Below are 15,665 nucleotides of genomic sequence, written 5' to 3' on the forward strand. Positions count from 1 at the left end.
AGTGTCAAATCATAAAGACCTGCAAAAACTAACAGTTCCCGGGCTGCTCATTAGTTTAGGTATTATCTACGGTGATATAGGTACGTCCCCCCTATATGTGTTCAAAGCAATTGTTGGTTCAGGAGCCATTTCAGAATCTTTGGTTCTGGGAGGTGTCTCGTGTATCTTCTGGACGCTTACCCTCCAAACAACCATCAAATATGTATGTATAACGCTGCTTGCCGATAACAAAGGCGAGGGCGGTATATTCTCACTTTTTTCGCTGGTAAGGCGAAAGGCCAAGTGGCTGATAGTTCCGGCTGTGGTAGGGGGCTGCGCTTTGCTGGCCGATGGTATCATTACACCGCCCATTACCATTTCATCAGCTATAGAGGGTTTAAATGCTACCTATCCTGGTTTGCCCACGGTAGAGATCGTTATAGCCATTATTGCCCTACTGTTTATTATTCAGCAGTTCGGTACATCGCTGGTTGGTAAGGCTTTCGGGCCTATCATGTTCCTGTGGTTTACCATGATGGGGGTGTTGGGTATATCGTTTATTATACAAATGCCGTCTATTTTTAAGGCGTTAAATCCATACTACGCGTTCAGCCTGTTAACCAGCGGCAGTTACGATGGCTTCGTGATACTGGGCGCGGTTTTCCTGTGTACTACGGGAGCCGAGGCACTGTATTCGGATTTGGGTCACTGCGGTCGCGACAACATCCGTGTAAGCTGGATCTACGTAAAAGCCTGTTTAATATTAAACTACCTTGGTCAGGCGGTTTGGTTGCTGCAACGCAACGGACAAACTATAGACCTCAACACCCATAACCCTTTTTACCAGATCATGCCTTCATGGTTCCTGATATTTGGTATCGGTTTGGCTACCGTGGCGGCGGTTATTGCCAGCCAGGCGCTTATATCGGGTTCGTTTACACTAATCGCCGAGGCCGTTAGGCTCAATTTATGGCCAAAGGTGCGTATCAATTACCCAAGCGAGCAAAAAGGCCAGCTATACGTACCAAGCATCAACTGGATACTTTGCGCCGGTTGTATCATTGTGGTATTACTCTTCCAAAAATCGGAAAAGATGGAGGCGGCTTACGGTTTAAGTATTACCGTAGCCATGCTGATGACCACCATACTGGTATCAAAATTCCTGAAACGCCGTAAGGTGCCTGTGTACCTCATCGGGTCGTTCTTAGTGGTTTATTTGCTGATTGAAGGTACTTTCTTATTGGGTAACCTGGTGAAATTTGTGCACGGAGGCTGGTTTACGCTGTCAATCGGCTTTATGCTGTTTGTAGTGATGTGGACATGGCATACCGCCCGCAAGATCAAGAACCGCTACGTGAAGTTTATTGAGATTGACGATTATTTCAACATTATAAAGGAATTAAGTGATGACGAAACGGTGCCCAAATATGCGTCGCAACTGGTGTACTTAACCAGCGCCAACTTCAACTCCGAAATTGAATCGAAAATAGTTTACTCCATACTGCAAAAGCAGCCCAAGCGTGCCGATGTATACTGGCTGGTACACGTAGATGTGGTGGATGAGCCTTATACCCGCGAATACGAGGTAGACTTTTTGGTGCCGAATAAACTGATCCGTATCGACTTTAAACTGGGTTTCAGGGTAGAGCAACAGATCAACCTGCTCTTCAGAAGGGTAGTAGAAGATTTGGTGAAGAACGGCGAAGTAAACATCACCAGTAAATACAAATCGTTAAGTAAGCATAACATTGTGGGCGATTTCCGTTTCGTGGTGATAGAAAAAGCATTGTCGCGTTCGCATAACCTGTCGTTTTACGAGCAGCTGATCATGGATATCTACGTACAGTTGAAAAAGGTCAGTCTTTCAGAAGAGCGTGGTTTCGGCCTCGATTTGAGCTTTGTTACGGTAGAAAAAGTGCCGCTGATGCTGGTAGCGCCCGAATCGGTTACGCTTACCCGGGTTAGCTAAATGTAAACCTGATGCAATAATATGTTTAAACACGCTTTGTAATGCATGGCGTGTTTTACTTATACATACAAAGGCCGTATCTTTAATTTTAAATGAAGAAGTATTTATCATTAGTAACCTTTACGCATACCATATTTGCCATGCCATTCGCCTTTATAGGCTTCTTTTTGGCGGTAACAACTACTAATCACACGTTTGAGTGGCCAAAGTTGCTGATGATGGTATTGTGTATGATATGTGCCCGTAATTCGGCCATGGCCTTTAACCGATATTTGGACAGGGATATCGACGCCAAAAATCCTCGTACCCAACAGCGAGACATCCCCGCAGGGAGAATAAGCGCTACCAACGCGCTTATATTTACGCTGGTTAACTGCGCGCTTTTTATTGGTATTACCTGGTTTATAAATTCGCTTTGTTTTTACCTGTCGCCGGTGGCCTTGCTGGTGGTTTTAGGATACAGTGCTACTAAACGCTTTACCGCGCTTTGCCATTTAGTATTGGGCTTAGGCCTTTCGCTGGCGCCTATAGGGGCTTATTTGGTAGTAACCGGGGAGTTCGCTTTAACGCCGGTATTCTTCTCGCTATCGGTACTGTGCTGGGTGAGTGGTTTCGATATTATCTATGCCTTGCAGGATGAAGACTTTGACCGCAGCCAAAAGCTGCACTCTATCCCGGCTTATCTGGGTAAGGTAAGAGCATTAAACCTATCTACCTTTTTGCATGTGCTATCGGCTGTGTTTATAGTGATGCCGGTGTTTGTTACGCAGGTAGGAGTGTTGTATTATGTAGGCATACTGTTCTTTTGTACCATGTTGGTATACCAACATCTGCTGGTAAAACCAAGCGATCTTAGCCGTGTAAACTTCGCCTTCATGACCACCAACGGCATGGCCAGTGTAGTGTTCGCGGTACTGTTCTTGCTGGACAGGTTCCTGTCGGCACACGGTATACTAACGGCATTCCATATTTAGTTTACACCGGTGGGTGATTTTTTATCCGGCAGCACAAACAATAACCCAACCCAAACATTTGCATATTTGCACATCAACCATGCATATCAATTAAAAACATCTGCACATTTGCATATCCGCTCATCTGCACATTAATAAATTTGCACATCTAACACACCATGATACATAAAAAAACAAGAACATATATCCCGGCCGATCTGGAGATCAAATGGGAAAATCTTGAACCTATTTATAAAGAATTATTGGCTCGCCCTATAACCTCGGTTACCGAACTGGAGCAATGGCTGCGCGACCGTAGTGAATTGGAAGCCGCCCTTGAAGAGGACTTCGCATGGCGCTACATCCGCATGACCTGCGATACCCTGAACCCCGATCTGCTGGAAAGCTTTCAATACTTCGCTACTGAGATTGAACCTAAAACGGCTCCGTATAGCAACGATCTGAACATTAAGCTGACCGAAAGCGAATGGGTTGATCACCTTGATAATGATAAGTACTTCATATACCTGCGTGGCGTACGTAAAGCCTTAGAGCTATTCAGGGAAGAAAATATTCCGCTGCAAACCGAGATACAGGTAGAGCAGCAAAAATACCAGTCGATCACCGGTTCCATGTCGGTGCATATCGGTGATAAAGAGTTCACGCTGGAGCAGGCATCAGCCCTGTTAAAAGATACCGACCGCGCTAAAAGGCAGGAAGCCTGGGAAAAGATCACCTCGCGCCGTTTGCAGGATAAAGAGAAGCTTGATGAACTGTTCGACCATCTGCGTTCGTTAAGGCATAAGGTGGCGCTGAACGCAGGCTTTGAGAACTTCCGCGATTATATGTTCCAGGCATTGGGCAGGTTTGATTATACACCGCAGGATTGTTACGCTTTCCACGCGGCTATTGAAACAGAGATAGTACCCATCCTGCGTGAGCAGGCCGAAAAAAGGAAAGAAGCCCTTGCGCTGGAAGCCTTGAAACCATGGGATACCGACGTGAACATATCGGGCAAACCGGCTCTAAAACCATTTAAAGATGGCGAAGAACTGATTGAGAAATCGATACAGTGTTTCAGCAACATCAACAGGTATTTGGGCGAACGTTTGGAGATAATGAAAGATAACCAGCTGTTTGATGTAGAAAGCCGCAAGGGCAAAGCACCTGGCGGTTATAACTATCCGTTGGCAGAAACCGGCGCGCCGTTCATCTTCATGAACTCGGCCAATACCTTTCGCGATTTGACTACCATGGTACACGAAGGTGGCCACGCGGTACATACCTTTTTAACTGCCGACCTGGAGCTGAACGATTTTAAACATTGCCCTTCGGAAGTAGCCGAGCTGGCTTCCATGTCGATGGAGTTGATCTCGATGGATAACTGGGACGTGTATTTTGATAACGAAGAAGATCTTAAACGTGCCAAACGCGACCAGTTGGTTGATGTATTGAAAACCCTGCCATGGGTAGCCGTGGTGGATCAGTTTCAGCATTGGATCTACACCAACCCCGACCATACCGACGAGCAGCGTACCGAAGCCTGGATCCAGATCTATGAGCCGTTCGGTGCGGGTTTTGTTGATTGGAGCGAACACCCGGATGCCGAAGCCAACTTGTGGCAAAAGCAACTGCACATTTTTGAAGTGCCGTTTTACTACATAGAATATGGCATGGCCCAGTTAGGCGCCATAGCGGTATGGAAAAACTACAAAGAAAATCCGGAAAAAGGCATGCAGCAATATTTGGATGCCCTGAAATTAGGATACACCAAAACCATCAGGGAAATTTACGAAACCGCTGGTATCAAATTTGATTTCAGCGCCGACTATGTAAAAGAACTGGCCGCCTTTGTAAAGGCTGAAATGGAGAAACTGTAAACAAAATACGACACTAAAACACCTGAGCCCGGCAACATGTCGGGCTTTTTTTGTGCGATTTTTTAACATGGACTTAATGTGTCGATGTTTTTTGGTAGAAAGGTTACTTATTGGTCACTTATGAATTTATTGTATTTGGCTGATTTTCAGAAACTTTTATATCGATTTTGAAAACGTTTATTATAGCAATTTCGGCCTGAAATTACTCCTTTAAAGAATGTCCAAACTCCGTCATAATGCACGAATTTGGGGAGCTGTTTGGGTGACAAAGCTGTCGATTGGCATAGTTATGGCAGTTACCTAAGCATGAAAAAGTTAATTTTAGCATTCAGCATAGCAGCATTTACGCTTACAGGATATAGCCAGGGGCTTAAGCCTGTGAAGATAGATAGCCTTGTCACGGTATCAATGCCGGGTGAGTTCACTAAGAAAGACACACTTGGTCAGCAGATATATTCAGGTAGTGGTTTAATGGGTTATATGATGGTGATCAGGGCGCAAAACCCGGCCAACAATCAGCCCCTTAAAAAAGAGAACGACCTGAACAACGTGTTTAAGGAATACATTAAGAAACTACAAGGCCAGTCATCGGGCGATATTATGAATGCCCGTGATACTACCATTGGTAAACTGAAAGCGAAAGTATTCGCGCTGGAAACCAATGATGAGAACGGTCAGCAGGTAAGAAATTTCGCCCTGATATATACTAAGGATGCAACCTATACCTTTGAGTATTTGTACCCAACCAACAGGGCCGAACTGATAAAGGATGAGAATAAGGCTTATTTTGGCTCTATTAAAATCTCTCCCGAACTGGAGCGTACCGATCAATACATCAGCACTGCGAGTTCAGGCGTATCGGGCACAGGTAAAATAGCCATTTATGGCGGCGGTTCATTAGTGTTGCTGATGATTGGCTATTTCATCTACCGTAAAAAAACAGAGACAGCGATGTCATAAATTCGATACTAACTATTGATTACAGGAGGCGGGCATTTCACCCGCCTTTTGTTTTATACTATATTTAGCTCCTCAAATGGCCGAAAACATAACACTGCAAATACCCGCTTTACAGCTGCAACAAATAACCGGGAAAGAGATCGATCTGGAAAGTTTATTGGATGTGCTCTTCGCTGATAAAGATAACCATGCCCTCATGTGTAACCGTTTGGAGCGTTATCATTGGGGAAACGGCACATTTCCACAGGTGGAAGCCTTTACTTTGGAGCATATTAAATTTGACGCGGATACACTTACCGGTAAATTCAGGTGCAGGTTCAGGGTAGGTTTTTCGTTCACCTGTTCGGGTACTACCGGTGGGCAAAACGATACCATAGCCTGGGATGTAAAGATAGACCCGGAAAAGCAAATCATGTTTTTATACGGCGAAGAACCGCTAACGCGGGATGGCGACGATTTATAAACCTAACGCTTCAGTAAAGCCTTGCTCCATTTCTCCGAATGCAGAAACTTATAGTTATCCATAAAGCTTAACCAAAGCAGCGTAACCATCACACCAACCGCCGAACCCGCTATTACATCCTCAAAAAAGTGCTCGCTCAAATACATGCGCGAAAAGCCCGTAAGTACCGCGGTAAGCAACAGCAGCACACTCAGCATTTTATTGCGCGAAAAATAAGCCAGCACCAGCGCCGTTGAAAATACGGTAACCGAATGCCCCGATGGAAAGCTGTGCAGGGTGTAGATCTTTACACCTTCGGCAAAATGAATATGATCTAACTGCATACCGAAATACGCTTTTGGCCTGGGCGCGTCAAAAATGTGTTTTAAAACCTGCGCGAACAACGAGGTAATGGCATAGCTTGTAGCCAGCAGAAAGGCCTTACGGTAGCTGTAAAACATTAATAACAGCAGTATAACGCCTACCGTGGTTAATCCGTCGCCAATATTGGTAAACCAGCTGAAAAAAACATCGGCGCCAATACTGTAATGGCTATTCACCGCGAAATAGATCTCTTCGCGGGTAAAAATCGCTTTTATTACTATACAAATGCACAATACAAGCAGGTATAGAACAAAAAATACGTTAATTTTATTGAGTACGTATTTTATTCCTATTTTCATGGGTGCAAATTAAGCATATACTTATGCAATGCAAAAAAATGGTTATGTTTGACTTTGAATTGACCTCAATTAAAAAACTGAATGTCGAAAAATATCTTTCGTAGAAAATCTGTAACAAAAATTCTGGCTGACGTTGAGTGTGGTTTCAGCGACAGCGAACACCCCGGCACGGCATCCACCCATCTCACCAAAACACTAAACGTTAAAGACCTTACCCTCATGGGTATTGCCGCCGTAGTAGGCGCGGGTATCTTTTCTACCATTGGCGAGGCTTCTTTTAACGGTGGCCCGGGGGTGAGTATATTATTTATTATTACGGCTGTTACCTGCGGTTTTTCGGCTTTATGCTACGCGGAGTTTGCTTCGCGCATACCGGTAGCAGGTAGTGCTTATACCTATGCTTATGCTTCTTTCGGCGAACTGATCGCCTGGATAATAGGCTGGGATTTATTGATGGAATACGCCATTGGTAACATAGCCGTAGCCATATCATGGAGTGAATATTTTGTAAACCTGCTGGAAGGCTTCAATATCAAAATGCCGGCTTACCTCACCATGGATTACTTTTCGGCATTCACCGCGCATGAGGATGTGCAACGATTGACCTCATCGGGCCATGTTGCCGAAATAACCGACAGGATGAAGAATGCGGCCCTGGCATGGAATACCGCGCCGGGTTCAGGCAGTTTTAAAATTATAGCCAACATACCGGCATTGCTTATTGTGGTGGCCATTACTTACCTTGTTTACATCGGCATCCGCGAAACTAAAAAGGTTACCAATGCTATGGTATTGCTTAAAATAGGGGTGGTGATAGCGGTAATTATACTGGGTTGCTTTTATGTTACACCAGCAAATTGGAGCCCTTTCTTACCTAACGGTTTTGGGGGGGTGATGAAAGGGGTATCGGGTGTTTTCTTCGCTTACATCGGCTTCGATGCCATATCCACCACGGCCGAGGAGTGCACCAATCCACAGCGCGATCTTCCCCGCGGGATGATCTATTCATTGATTATTTGTACCGTACTATACGTGCTTATCGCGCTGGTTTTAACCGGTATGGTGAGCTATAAAGATTTACAGGTAGGCGATCCGCTGGCATTTGTATTTGCCAAGGTAGGGCTTAAAAAGATCAGCTATGTAATCTCCATCAGCGCGGTTATCGCCACGGCGAGCGTGTTGCTGATATTCCAACTGGGCCAGCCACGTATATGGATGAGCATGAGCCGCGATGGTTTATTGCCTAAAGCATTCTCACGTATTCACCCTAAGTTTAAAACACCATCGTTTGCTACCATAGTAACCGGTTTTGTGGTGGCTATCCCGGCATTGTTCCTTAACCTTACCGAGGTAACCAACCTCACCAGTATAGGTACCCTGTTTGCCTTTGTGCTGGTTTGCGGCGGTGTATTATTATTACCGAAAGAAGCCGCCCAGCGTGGCCGTTTCAAACTACCGTACATCAACGCGCAGTGGATAGTACCGGTATTGTATATTGTAGGTGTTGTCATCTTTTGGAAACCAATGCTCGGTATTTTTACCGGCACCAACGTTCACCAAAAATTCCCCTATATACTATTCATATTGCTGTCGACCTCGTTAACTATACTGGCTTTTGTAAAGAAACTATCGCTGATCCCGGTTTTGGGCCTGCTTAGCTGTTTTTACTTAATGGCCGAGTTAGAGTACGAAAGCTGGATCCGCTTTTTGGCCTGGCTGCTGATAGGCCTGGTGATCTACTTTACTTACAGCTATCGTAATAGCGTGTTAGGTAAAGAGGTGAATACGCCGAGTTAAAGATTATAGATAGTATTTCACCTGTCATCCTGAACGCAGTGAAGGATCTATGCCACCATGTAGATGGACGATCAGATGCTTCGTTCCTCAGCATGACAGTGTAGGGATGATGGGCTGATATGCAACAACCCGAGAGCCGTCTCCCGTCAGCATACAGCTTCGGGCGAAAACGGGCAGAACTGTGATGGGTATGAGCGCAAAGGCGGGCATAGCGAACTTGTTGCATGTGGGGAGGAATAGCGCGATGGGGCAAAAGTTCCAGCCCTAAGTTCTGCATGGTTTGCAGGGAATGGCCTTGTGCGAAAGAAGCCTTTTGCTGGACAAGGGTTTATTCGCTGTTTGTTTGTTTTTTATAGGTACTCATGAGATCGCTTCGCTTAGTATGTTACTTTTGCCCTCAAAAGTAATGGGGCACTGCGCCCAAGAGCAGGCTGCCGTTAATTACAGCACAAGCCAACAGAACGCAACGAGATTGCTTCATTCTTCGCAATGACAATTTTACAAGAAGTAAAGCCTTTCCCTTATTGCAAATGGCTAATATCAGGCACCTCAAAATTTTGATTTACCTGGCTGATAAAGCCCAGTATTTCATCCCGGCCGATGTGATTTTCGGATGAGGTGATGAAAAACGGTGGCACTTCTTCAAAGCTTGCCAGCAGGGCTTTTCTAAACTTAGCTATATTTTGATCTGTTTTTACGGCCGACTGTTTATCAGCCTTGGTAAACGCCAGTACAAAAGAAAGGCCTTTTTCGCCCAGCCAGTTACAAAACTCCACGTCAATCTTTTGCGGCTCAAGGCGACTGTCAATTAAAACAAACACCGTTTGCAGGCTTTCGCGCTTATCAAGATAGCTGCGGATAAATTTGTTCCAGTCTTCCTTTTTACTTTTGGAGATCTTCGCGTAACCATAGCCCGGTAAATCTACAATGTACCAGGTATCGTTGATCAAAAAGTGGTTGATCAGCTGGGTTTTACCGGGTGTTTGCGAGGTTTTGGCCAGGCCCTTTTTTTCGGTAAGCATGTTGATAAGCGATGACTTACCCACGTTGGAGCGGCCTATAAAAGCATATTCGGGCTTTAACGGCAGCGGTAGTTTGGATATTTGCGTGTTGCTGCAAATAAATTCGGCAGATTTTACAATCATTGTACAAAGGTAGAAATAGTTTGGTGTAAATTTGATGTTTAAACATGTATTGTTATGGGCGATTATAAAATCCCGGCGCAAACCCGTATAGGGCACGTGCATTTAAAGGTAAGCGACCTGCAACGGTCTATCGATTTTTATTGCGGACTGTTAGGTTTTGAACTAATGGTGATGTACGGCGATCAGGCCGCGTTTATTTCGGCCGGAGGCTACCACCACCATATTGGTTTAAATACCTGGCAAAGCAAAGGCGCGCCACCTGCGCCCGAATACGCGCCGGGCTTATTCCACACGGCAATATTATATCCCGAGCGTAAAGACTTAGCAGCGATAGTAAAGCGCTTATTTGAAGAGGGATATCCTATTACAGGCGCATCAGATCATGGTGTGTCGGAAGCTATTTATCTCGACGATCCTGATGGCAACGGTGTAGAACTATACTGGGATCGTCCGCGCGACCAATGGCCGCTCGATGCCAGCGGACAGCTCACCATGTACACCCGCAGGCTGGATATGGAAGGGCTTTTGAATGAGTTGTAAGTTGTGTGTTTTGGGTTGTGAGGTTCGGGGTTTCAGGTTCCGGTAGAATGTGTTTTGTGGAAGGATTTACGAAGTTTTTAAAACTTCGTAAATCTGAATGCGTTCCCAATGACCCAATTACAGCTCCTTGATCTTGATATTTCTAAAAGCCACCTTGCCACCGTGGGCTTGCAGGGCTATGCGGCCGGTTTTGGCTGCGCCGTAGGCCGGGTATTCTTTCCATTTGCCTTCGGTACGTTTTTTATTCCACTCGTCGGTCCAGGCTTCAAATTCCAGTATTTTGGCACCATTAAGCCAGTGCTCAACATGGCCTTTGTTAAATACAATTTTGCTGGTGTTCCATTCGCCCACGGGTTTTAACACTTTTTTATCGTTAGGCAGGTGCATGGCATAATCGCAGCCGGCTTTCTGCCAGTCTTCCAGCGGACCATCCCAGCCTACTTCGTCAATTAACTGGTACTCCGGGCCGGTAGTGAAGGTGGTAGGGTATTTGGCATCTTCAACCACGTGGTACATTACGCCGCTGTTACTGCCCTTGCCGATGCGCCATTCCCAGGCGAATTCGAAGTTGGTGTATTCTTTATCGCTTACTATATCGGCATTGGTGGCTTCGTAGCTGGTTTCAACGCTGGCCAGCACACCATCCTTTGCTTCCCAGCCCGCAACAGGTCCGGTTTTGTTGTAGCTATGCCAGCCTTTGGTGGTTTTGCCGTCAAACAAGCTTACCCAGCCATTTTTTTTAATCAGCTTATCGGCTGATGGGGTGGGTTTCCAGGCGGCATACATCAATACTACCGAGGCTGAGGCTACGGCCAGTGCTGTTCTTTTTATTATTTGTGTTCTCATATAAAGTATGGTGTTATTTCTTTACTAATTGCATTTTATCCGGATCCCAAAAAATGGCGGAGTTCTTATAATAACTATCGTTACATAACAAAGCCGGAGCGGCCGCACGGTAACCAAACACCGCATCCTCCACTACTGTTTTATTATTGCGTATGGCATTGAAAAAATTGCTCATGTGGTCATACGGTCCGCCGAGGTAGCCTTTCTCTGCCTCATAACTGATCTCTTCCGGCGGAATGATCTTTTTACGTTCGGCGCTGCCGCCTGCTTTTTTCAGTTTTTCAAGATAGAAAGGATCGTCAGAGGCGATCACCTTATTGCGCTTCAGCACCACGCCATCCCAGGTAACATCCATAGCGCCTTCGCTGCCTACTAAACGCAGGTAAGTAGTGCCGCTGGTACCATCCACAAAGTTACAGCGTAAGGAAAGATTGAACGCCGGATGAACCACCGTTTTACCGTAATCAAAGGTGCCTAACAATACATCGGGCACTTCGCGGCCATCATTCCAAAAACGTAAACCGCCCGAGGCGTAAACCTTGTTTGGCCCGTACGAACCGGTGATGAAGTGCAGGCTCGAAAAAAGGTGTACAAACAGGTCGCCTGCCATACCTGTACCATAATCGGTATAATTTCTCCATCGGAAAAAGCGCTTATCATCAAAGGGGCGTTTTTTAGTATTGCTGATATATGTTTCCCAATCAACCGTTTGTGCCGAAGCATCATCGGGGATGGGGTATTGCCAAACCTCCACAGGCGCGCGGCGGGCCCAAAAACCTTCGGCATAGTTCAGTTCGCCAATGGCACCGCTTTTTAGTAGTTCTTTAGCCTTTTCGTTCCCTAATGAAGATACGCCCTGGCTGCCCACCTGAAAAACCTTGCCCGTCTCCTTCTGGGCCTGTATAACCGCAGGGCCTTCGGCGATGGAATGCACCATTGGCTTTTCGCAGTATACATGCTTACCGGCGCGCATCGCGTCTATCGAAATTTGTTGGTGCCAGTGGTCGGGCGTACCTATAATCACCGCGTCAATATCCTTTCTGCTCAAAATCTCCTTGTAATTGCGTGTGGTAAAGATATCCGCTCCCCAGCGGTTTTTGGCGTCTTTAAGGCGGCCATCGTACAAGTCGCATACGGCTACCAGTTTAACACCGGGTATTTGCAAAGCCACCAGCGCGTCCTGCGTGCCCATGCCGCCCGCGCCAATCAGGGCTATGTTGATCTGGTCGTTGGCGCTAAAGCCATCGTGCCGGTGTAAAAGGTAAAGTGAATGTTTATCAGTAGCGAAAAGGGTACTTCCGGCTGCAACTGCCGCGGCGGTGGTGCCTAATTTCCTGATAAAACTTCTGCGTGATGAAGGAGATTTTTCTGCCATAGAAATTGCGTTAGGTTATTTGTGAAAAGTAAATTTAAAAGATTAAAGCATTTACAGGCCATAATCTCCAATTATATTGAACAAATTATGCGTTCAGTATCAAAATGTTGCGTTGCATACAACAGCCGGTAGAAAACTTAAATTAAGCCGACAATCTGTTAAGGCATTATTAACTATATTTGACGGCATAACACCATGAGCAAAACCATAACACCCTACCATGATGAGCAGGCTACCAAAAAAGAACAGGTAGCCGATATGTTCAATAATATATCTAAAACGTACGATTTTCTGAACCATTTTTTATCATTGGGGATAGATATCATCTGGCGTAAAAAAGCGATCAACGAGTTAAAGAAAGATCAGCCTAAGCTTATTTTAGATGTAGCCACCGGTACGGGCGATTTCGCTTTTGAAGCCTTGTCGATATTAAATCCCGAAAAAATTGTCGGGGTAGATATTTCGCAGGGTATGCTGGATATTGCCAAGCAAAAAATAGCCAAACGCAATTTAGGCCACAAGTTTGAGGTGAAGCTGGGCGATTCGGAAAAGCTGCCGTTTGATGCCGATGGTTTCGACGCGGTAACGGTAGCTTATGGTGTGCGCAATTTTGAAAACCTTGAACTTGGCCTGGCCGATATTCACCGGGTACTGAAACCGGGTGGTAAAGCCGTGGTACTGGAGTTTTCAAAACCCAAGGCATTCCCCATAAAGCAATTGTATAACTTTTACTTTTCATACATTACGCCAGGTATAGGCAAGCTGTTCTCCAAAGATTCGCGCGCGTACTCGTACCTGCCCGAGTCGGTAGCGGCTTTCCCCGATGGCAAGAATTTTGTTGCGCTGATGGATAAAGTAGGGTTTAAAAATACCAAAAGCAGGCCTTTAGCGTTTGGTATCTGTTCCATATATACCGGCGTTAAATGATAAAAAGCAGCTACCTGACTGTAATTTTACTCGCTTTTTGCAGCAATATGTTGTTTGCACAGCATGCGCCTGCATGGGGCGGTGGTGCCGATCAGTCGGATATCAGCTTCGGTTTTAGCTTTTCGTACGTAAGCAGTTACCTTAAAATTAATAAAGATCCTAACTGGCAAACGCCGTTTCCTGATCCGGAAACAGGGGCGCCGCTTACACCGGCCTTAACCGCCATCAGCTCAAAAAACTCATCGGGCTTTGCCGTAGGTTTTATTACCCGCTACCGCATTACCGATCACCTCGAAGCACGCACCACGCCGTCACTGGTATTTGCCGACCGCATGCTCAACTATACATATGCTACCGATGACCCGCAATTGCGCAGCGTGGATAAGAAGATAACTACCACCACGGTAGATGTGCCGCTGCTGTTGAAAATAAAATCGGACCGTTTGGGCGATTATCGCGGTTACCTTATTGGTGGTGTTAAGTTTTCGGGGGCCATCGGTTCAAAAAAGAATAATGATAATTTAGACCTTACCGAACGCCTTGTTCGCAACAAAGGTTTCTTTACCTCGTACGAGGCAGGCATAGGCTGCGATATTTACTTTGAATACTTTAAGCTATCGCCCGAAATAAAAATTTCCAACTCCATCGGCAATATCCTGCTCAAAGAAAACCATCCTTACTCAACGCCGTTAAGCAGTTTAAGCCTGCACACCATTGAGTTTAGTTTGCACTTTGAGTAATATACTTACCTTTTGCCGACATATTACACAGAAGTAAAACATAATTTCGTTGCTGATAGTTATATACACTTATGGCAAAAATTGCATTAATAACCGGAGCTACCGCAGGTATAGGTGAAGCCTGTGCTTATTTATTCGCCCGCGAGGGATACGATCTGATCTTGACCGGCCGCCGCCGCGAACGTTTAGAGAAACTGGCATCGGCCATTAACAGCCAGTACAATGTAGAGGTAGCCATTGCCTCGTTTGATGTGCGTAACCGCGATGCCGTTGTAGATAACCTGAACAATTTACCCGACGACTGGAAGAAAGTAGATGTGCTGATTAACAACGCCGGCCTTAGCCAGGGCCTCGACCCTATACAAAACGGCGATTACGGCGATTGGGAAACCATGATTGATACCAATATTAAAGGCCTGCTGTATGTAAGCAAGGTGGTATCAAACTGGATGATCGCTAATAAAACAGGCTACATCATCAATATAGGTTCAATAGCAGGTAAAGAAGTTTACCCTAACGGGAATGTATATTGCGCTACCAAGCACGCTGTAGATGCGTTGAATAAAGGTATGCGTGTTGATTTGCTACAGCATGGCATACGTGTTACAGCTGTACACCCCGGCGCTGTGGAAACCGAATTTTCGGAAGTGCGCTTTAAGGGAGATACCGAAAGGGCCAAAAAAGTTTACGATGGCTTTGAGCCTTTGGTAGCCCAGGATATTGCCGAAACCATCTGGTTTGCAGTATCGCGCCCGGCGCATGTAAACATAAACGAACTGGTAGTAATGCCAACCGCGCAGGCAACTGCTACTAATATTTTCAGAAACACCAATTAATTGTGCAGATTTGCAGCGGAATTATATCCGTTGGATAGGGTTCGCTTAAACGATCAAAAAGGAAATGTCATTATCAACACAAATAGACCAGGATATAAAACAAGCTATGCTGGCCAAACAAGCCGACAGGTTGCGCGGGTTACGTGCCATCAAATCGGCATTGCTATTAGCTAAAACAGAAAAAGGCGCGGGCGAGGAGATCACCGAAGAGGCAGAGATCAAAGTATTGCAAAAACTGATCAAACAACGTAAGGAGTCGGCAGATATTTACAAGGCCCAAAACCGAGATGACCTGTACCAGATAGAAATAGCTGAAATGGAAGTAATTGAGCCTTATTTGCCAAAACAATTAAGTCGCGACGAAATTGAGGCTTACCTGAAAGAAGTAATTACCAAGGTAGGCGCAACATCAGTAAAAGATATGGGCAAGGTAATGGGAGCGGCCAATAAAGAGCTGGCCGGCAAAGCCGATGGCAAAACCATATCAGAAGTGGTGAAGCAACTTTTAGGATAATTATTGCGTAAGTATTGATAGTATACAGCAATAAATTATTTTTATAGCGTAATAAGGGGATAATGAGTAAACTTGCCCC

General features: G+C 45.5%; 15 protein-coding genes. 11 read left to right on the plus strand and 4 right to left on the minus strand.

The features are described 5' to 3' along the window. The first annotated feature begins 1 nt into the window (after position 1). The 5 genes from ABD894_RS23645 to ABD894_RS23665 all read left to right on the plus strand — a co-directional run bounded on the left by ABD894_RS23645 (position 2) and on the right by ABD894_RS23665 (position 6,204). Entirely contained in the window at positions 2-1,948 is a 1,947-nt protein-coding gene (locus ABD894_RS23645) for a KUP/HAK/KT family potassium transporter (protein WP_345213561.1), read from the plus strand. Between the two features lie 92 nt (positions 1,949-2,040). After that, positions 2,041-2,922 carry a UbiA-like polyprenyltransferase gene (locus ABD894_RS23650; RefSeq protein WP_345213562.1) on the plus strand — a complete coding sequence of 294 codons (882 nt, stop codon included), beginning with the start codon at positions 2,041-2,043 and terminating at the stop codon, positions 2,920-2,922. A gap of 158 nt (positions 2,923-3,080) precedes the next feature. Then, positions 3,081-4,781 carry a M3 family oligoendopeptidase gene (locus ABD894_RS23655; RefSeq protein WP_345213563.1) on the plus strand — a complete coding sequence of 567 codons (1,701 nt, stop codon included), beginning with the start codon at positions 3,081-3,083 and terminating at the stop codon, positions 4,779-4,781. A gap of 306 nt (positions 4,782-5,087) precedes the next feature. Further along, on the plus strand, positions 5,088-5,741 hold the full coding sequence (locus ABD894_RS23660; RefSeq protein ID WP_345213564.1) for a hypothetical protein: 654 nt from the start codon (positions 5,088-5,090) through the stop codon (positions 5,739-5,741). Positions 5,742-5,817: 76 nt separating this feature from the next. Next, positions 5,818-6,204, plus strand: coding sequence for a hypothetical protein (locus ABD894_RS23665; protein WP_345213565.1), 387 nt, complete (start codon positions 5,818-5,820; stop codon positions 6,202-6,204). A 2-nt stretch (positions 6,205-6,206) separates the two neighbouring features. Here ABD894_RS23665 and ABD894_RS23670 read toward each other — a convergent pair whose 3' ends face one another. Further along, positions 6,207-6,866, minus strand: coding sequence for a phosphatase PAP2 family protein (locus ABD894_RS23670; RefSeq protein ID WP_345213566.1), 660 nt, complete (start codon positions 6,864-6,866; stop codon positions 6,207-6,209). 81 nt (positions 6,867-6,947) lie between these two features. Here ABD894_RS23670 and ABD894_RS23675 point away from each other — a divergent pair, with 81 nt between their 5' ends. Continuing rightward, positions 6,948-8,663 carry an amino acid permease gene (locus ABD894_RS23675; RefSeq protein WP_345213567.1) on the plus strand — a complete coding sequence of 572 codons (1,716 nt, stop codon included), beginning with the start codon at positions 6,948-6,950 and terminating at the stop codon, positions 8,661-8,663. A gap of 521 nt (positions 8,664-9,184) precedes the next feature. Here ABD894_RS23675 and yihA read toward each other — a convergent pair. Continuing rightward, a complete protein-coding gene (gene yihA, locus ABD894_RS23680) occupies positions 9,185-9,808 on the minus strand; it encodes a ribosome biogenesis GTP-binding protein YihA/YsxC (RefSeq protein ID WP_345213568.1) in 624 nt (207 codons plus the stop codon). 54 nt (positions 9,809-9,862) lie between these two features. Between yihA and ABD894_RS23685 the strand changes: the two genes are divergently transcribed. Next, a complete protein-coding gene (locus ABD894_RS23685) occupies positions 9,863-10,348 on the plus strand; it encodes a VOC family protein (RefSeq protein ID WP_345213569.1) in 486 nt (161 codons plus the stop codon). A 117-nt stretch (positions 10,349-10,465) separates the two neighbouring features. Here the strand turns inward: ABD894_RS23685 and ABD894_RS23690 are convergent, their stop codons facing one another. Further along, on the minus strand, positions 10,466-11,194 hold the full coding sequence (locus tag ABD894_RS23690; protein ID WP_345213570.1) for a 3-keto-disaccharide hydrolase: 729 nt from the start codon (positions 11,192-11,194) through the stop codon (positions 10,466-10,468). A gap of 13 nt (positions 11,195-11,207) precedes the next feature. After that, complete coding sequence (locus ABD894_RS23695) at positions 11,208-12,569, minus strand: Gfo/Idh/MocA family protein (protein WP_345213571.1); 1,362 nt, start codon at positions 12,567-12,569, stop codon at positions 11,208-11,210. 195 nt (positions 12,570-12,764) lie between these two features. On the opposite strand from ABD894_RS23695, the gene ubiE reads away from it, so the two are divergent. From ubiE to ABD894_RS23715, 4 genes are all read left to right on the plus strand, one after another. Next, positions 12,765-13,496, plus strand: a complete 732-nt coding sequence (gene ubiE, locus ABD894_RS23700; RefSeq protein ID WP_345213572.1) for a bifunctional demethylmenaquinone methyltransferase/2-methoxy-6-polyprenyl-1,4-benzoquinol methylase UbiE — start codon at positions 12,765-12,767, stop codon at positions 13,494-13,496. Next, entirely contained in the window at positions 13,493-14,236 is a 744-nt protein-coding gene (porT, locus tag ABD894_RS23705; protein WP_345213573.1) for a type IX secretion/gliding motility protein PorT/SprT, read from the plus strand. The genes ubiE and porT overlap by 4 nt, the downstream gene beginning before the upstream one ends. Positions 14,237-14,307: 71 nt before the next feature. Next, positions 14,308-15,072, plus strand: a complete 765-nt coding sequence (locus ABD894_RS23710) for an SDR family NAD(P)-dependent oxidoreductase (protein WP_345213574.1) — start codon at positions 14,308-14,310, stop codon at positions 15,070-15,072. Positions 15,073-15,136: 64 nt separating this feature from the next. After that, positions 15,137-15,586, plus strand: coding sequence for a GatB/YqeY domain-containing protein (locus ABD894_RS23715; protein WP_345213575.1), 450 nt, complete (start codon positions 15,137-15,139; stop codon positions 15,584-15,586). The last annotated feature ends 79 nt before the right edge of the window (positions 15,587-15,665 follow it).

This window comes from Mucilaginibacter gynuensis, from assembly GCF_039541195.1.
GTDB lineage: Bacteria > Bacteroidota > Bacteroidia > Sphingobacteriales > Sphingobacteriaceae > Mucilaginibacter > Mucilaginibacter gynuensis.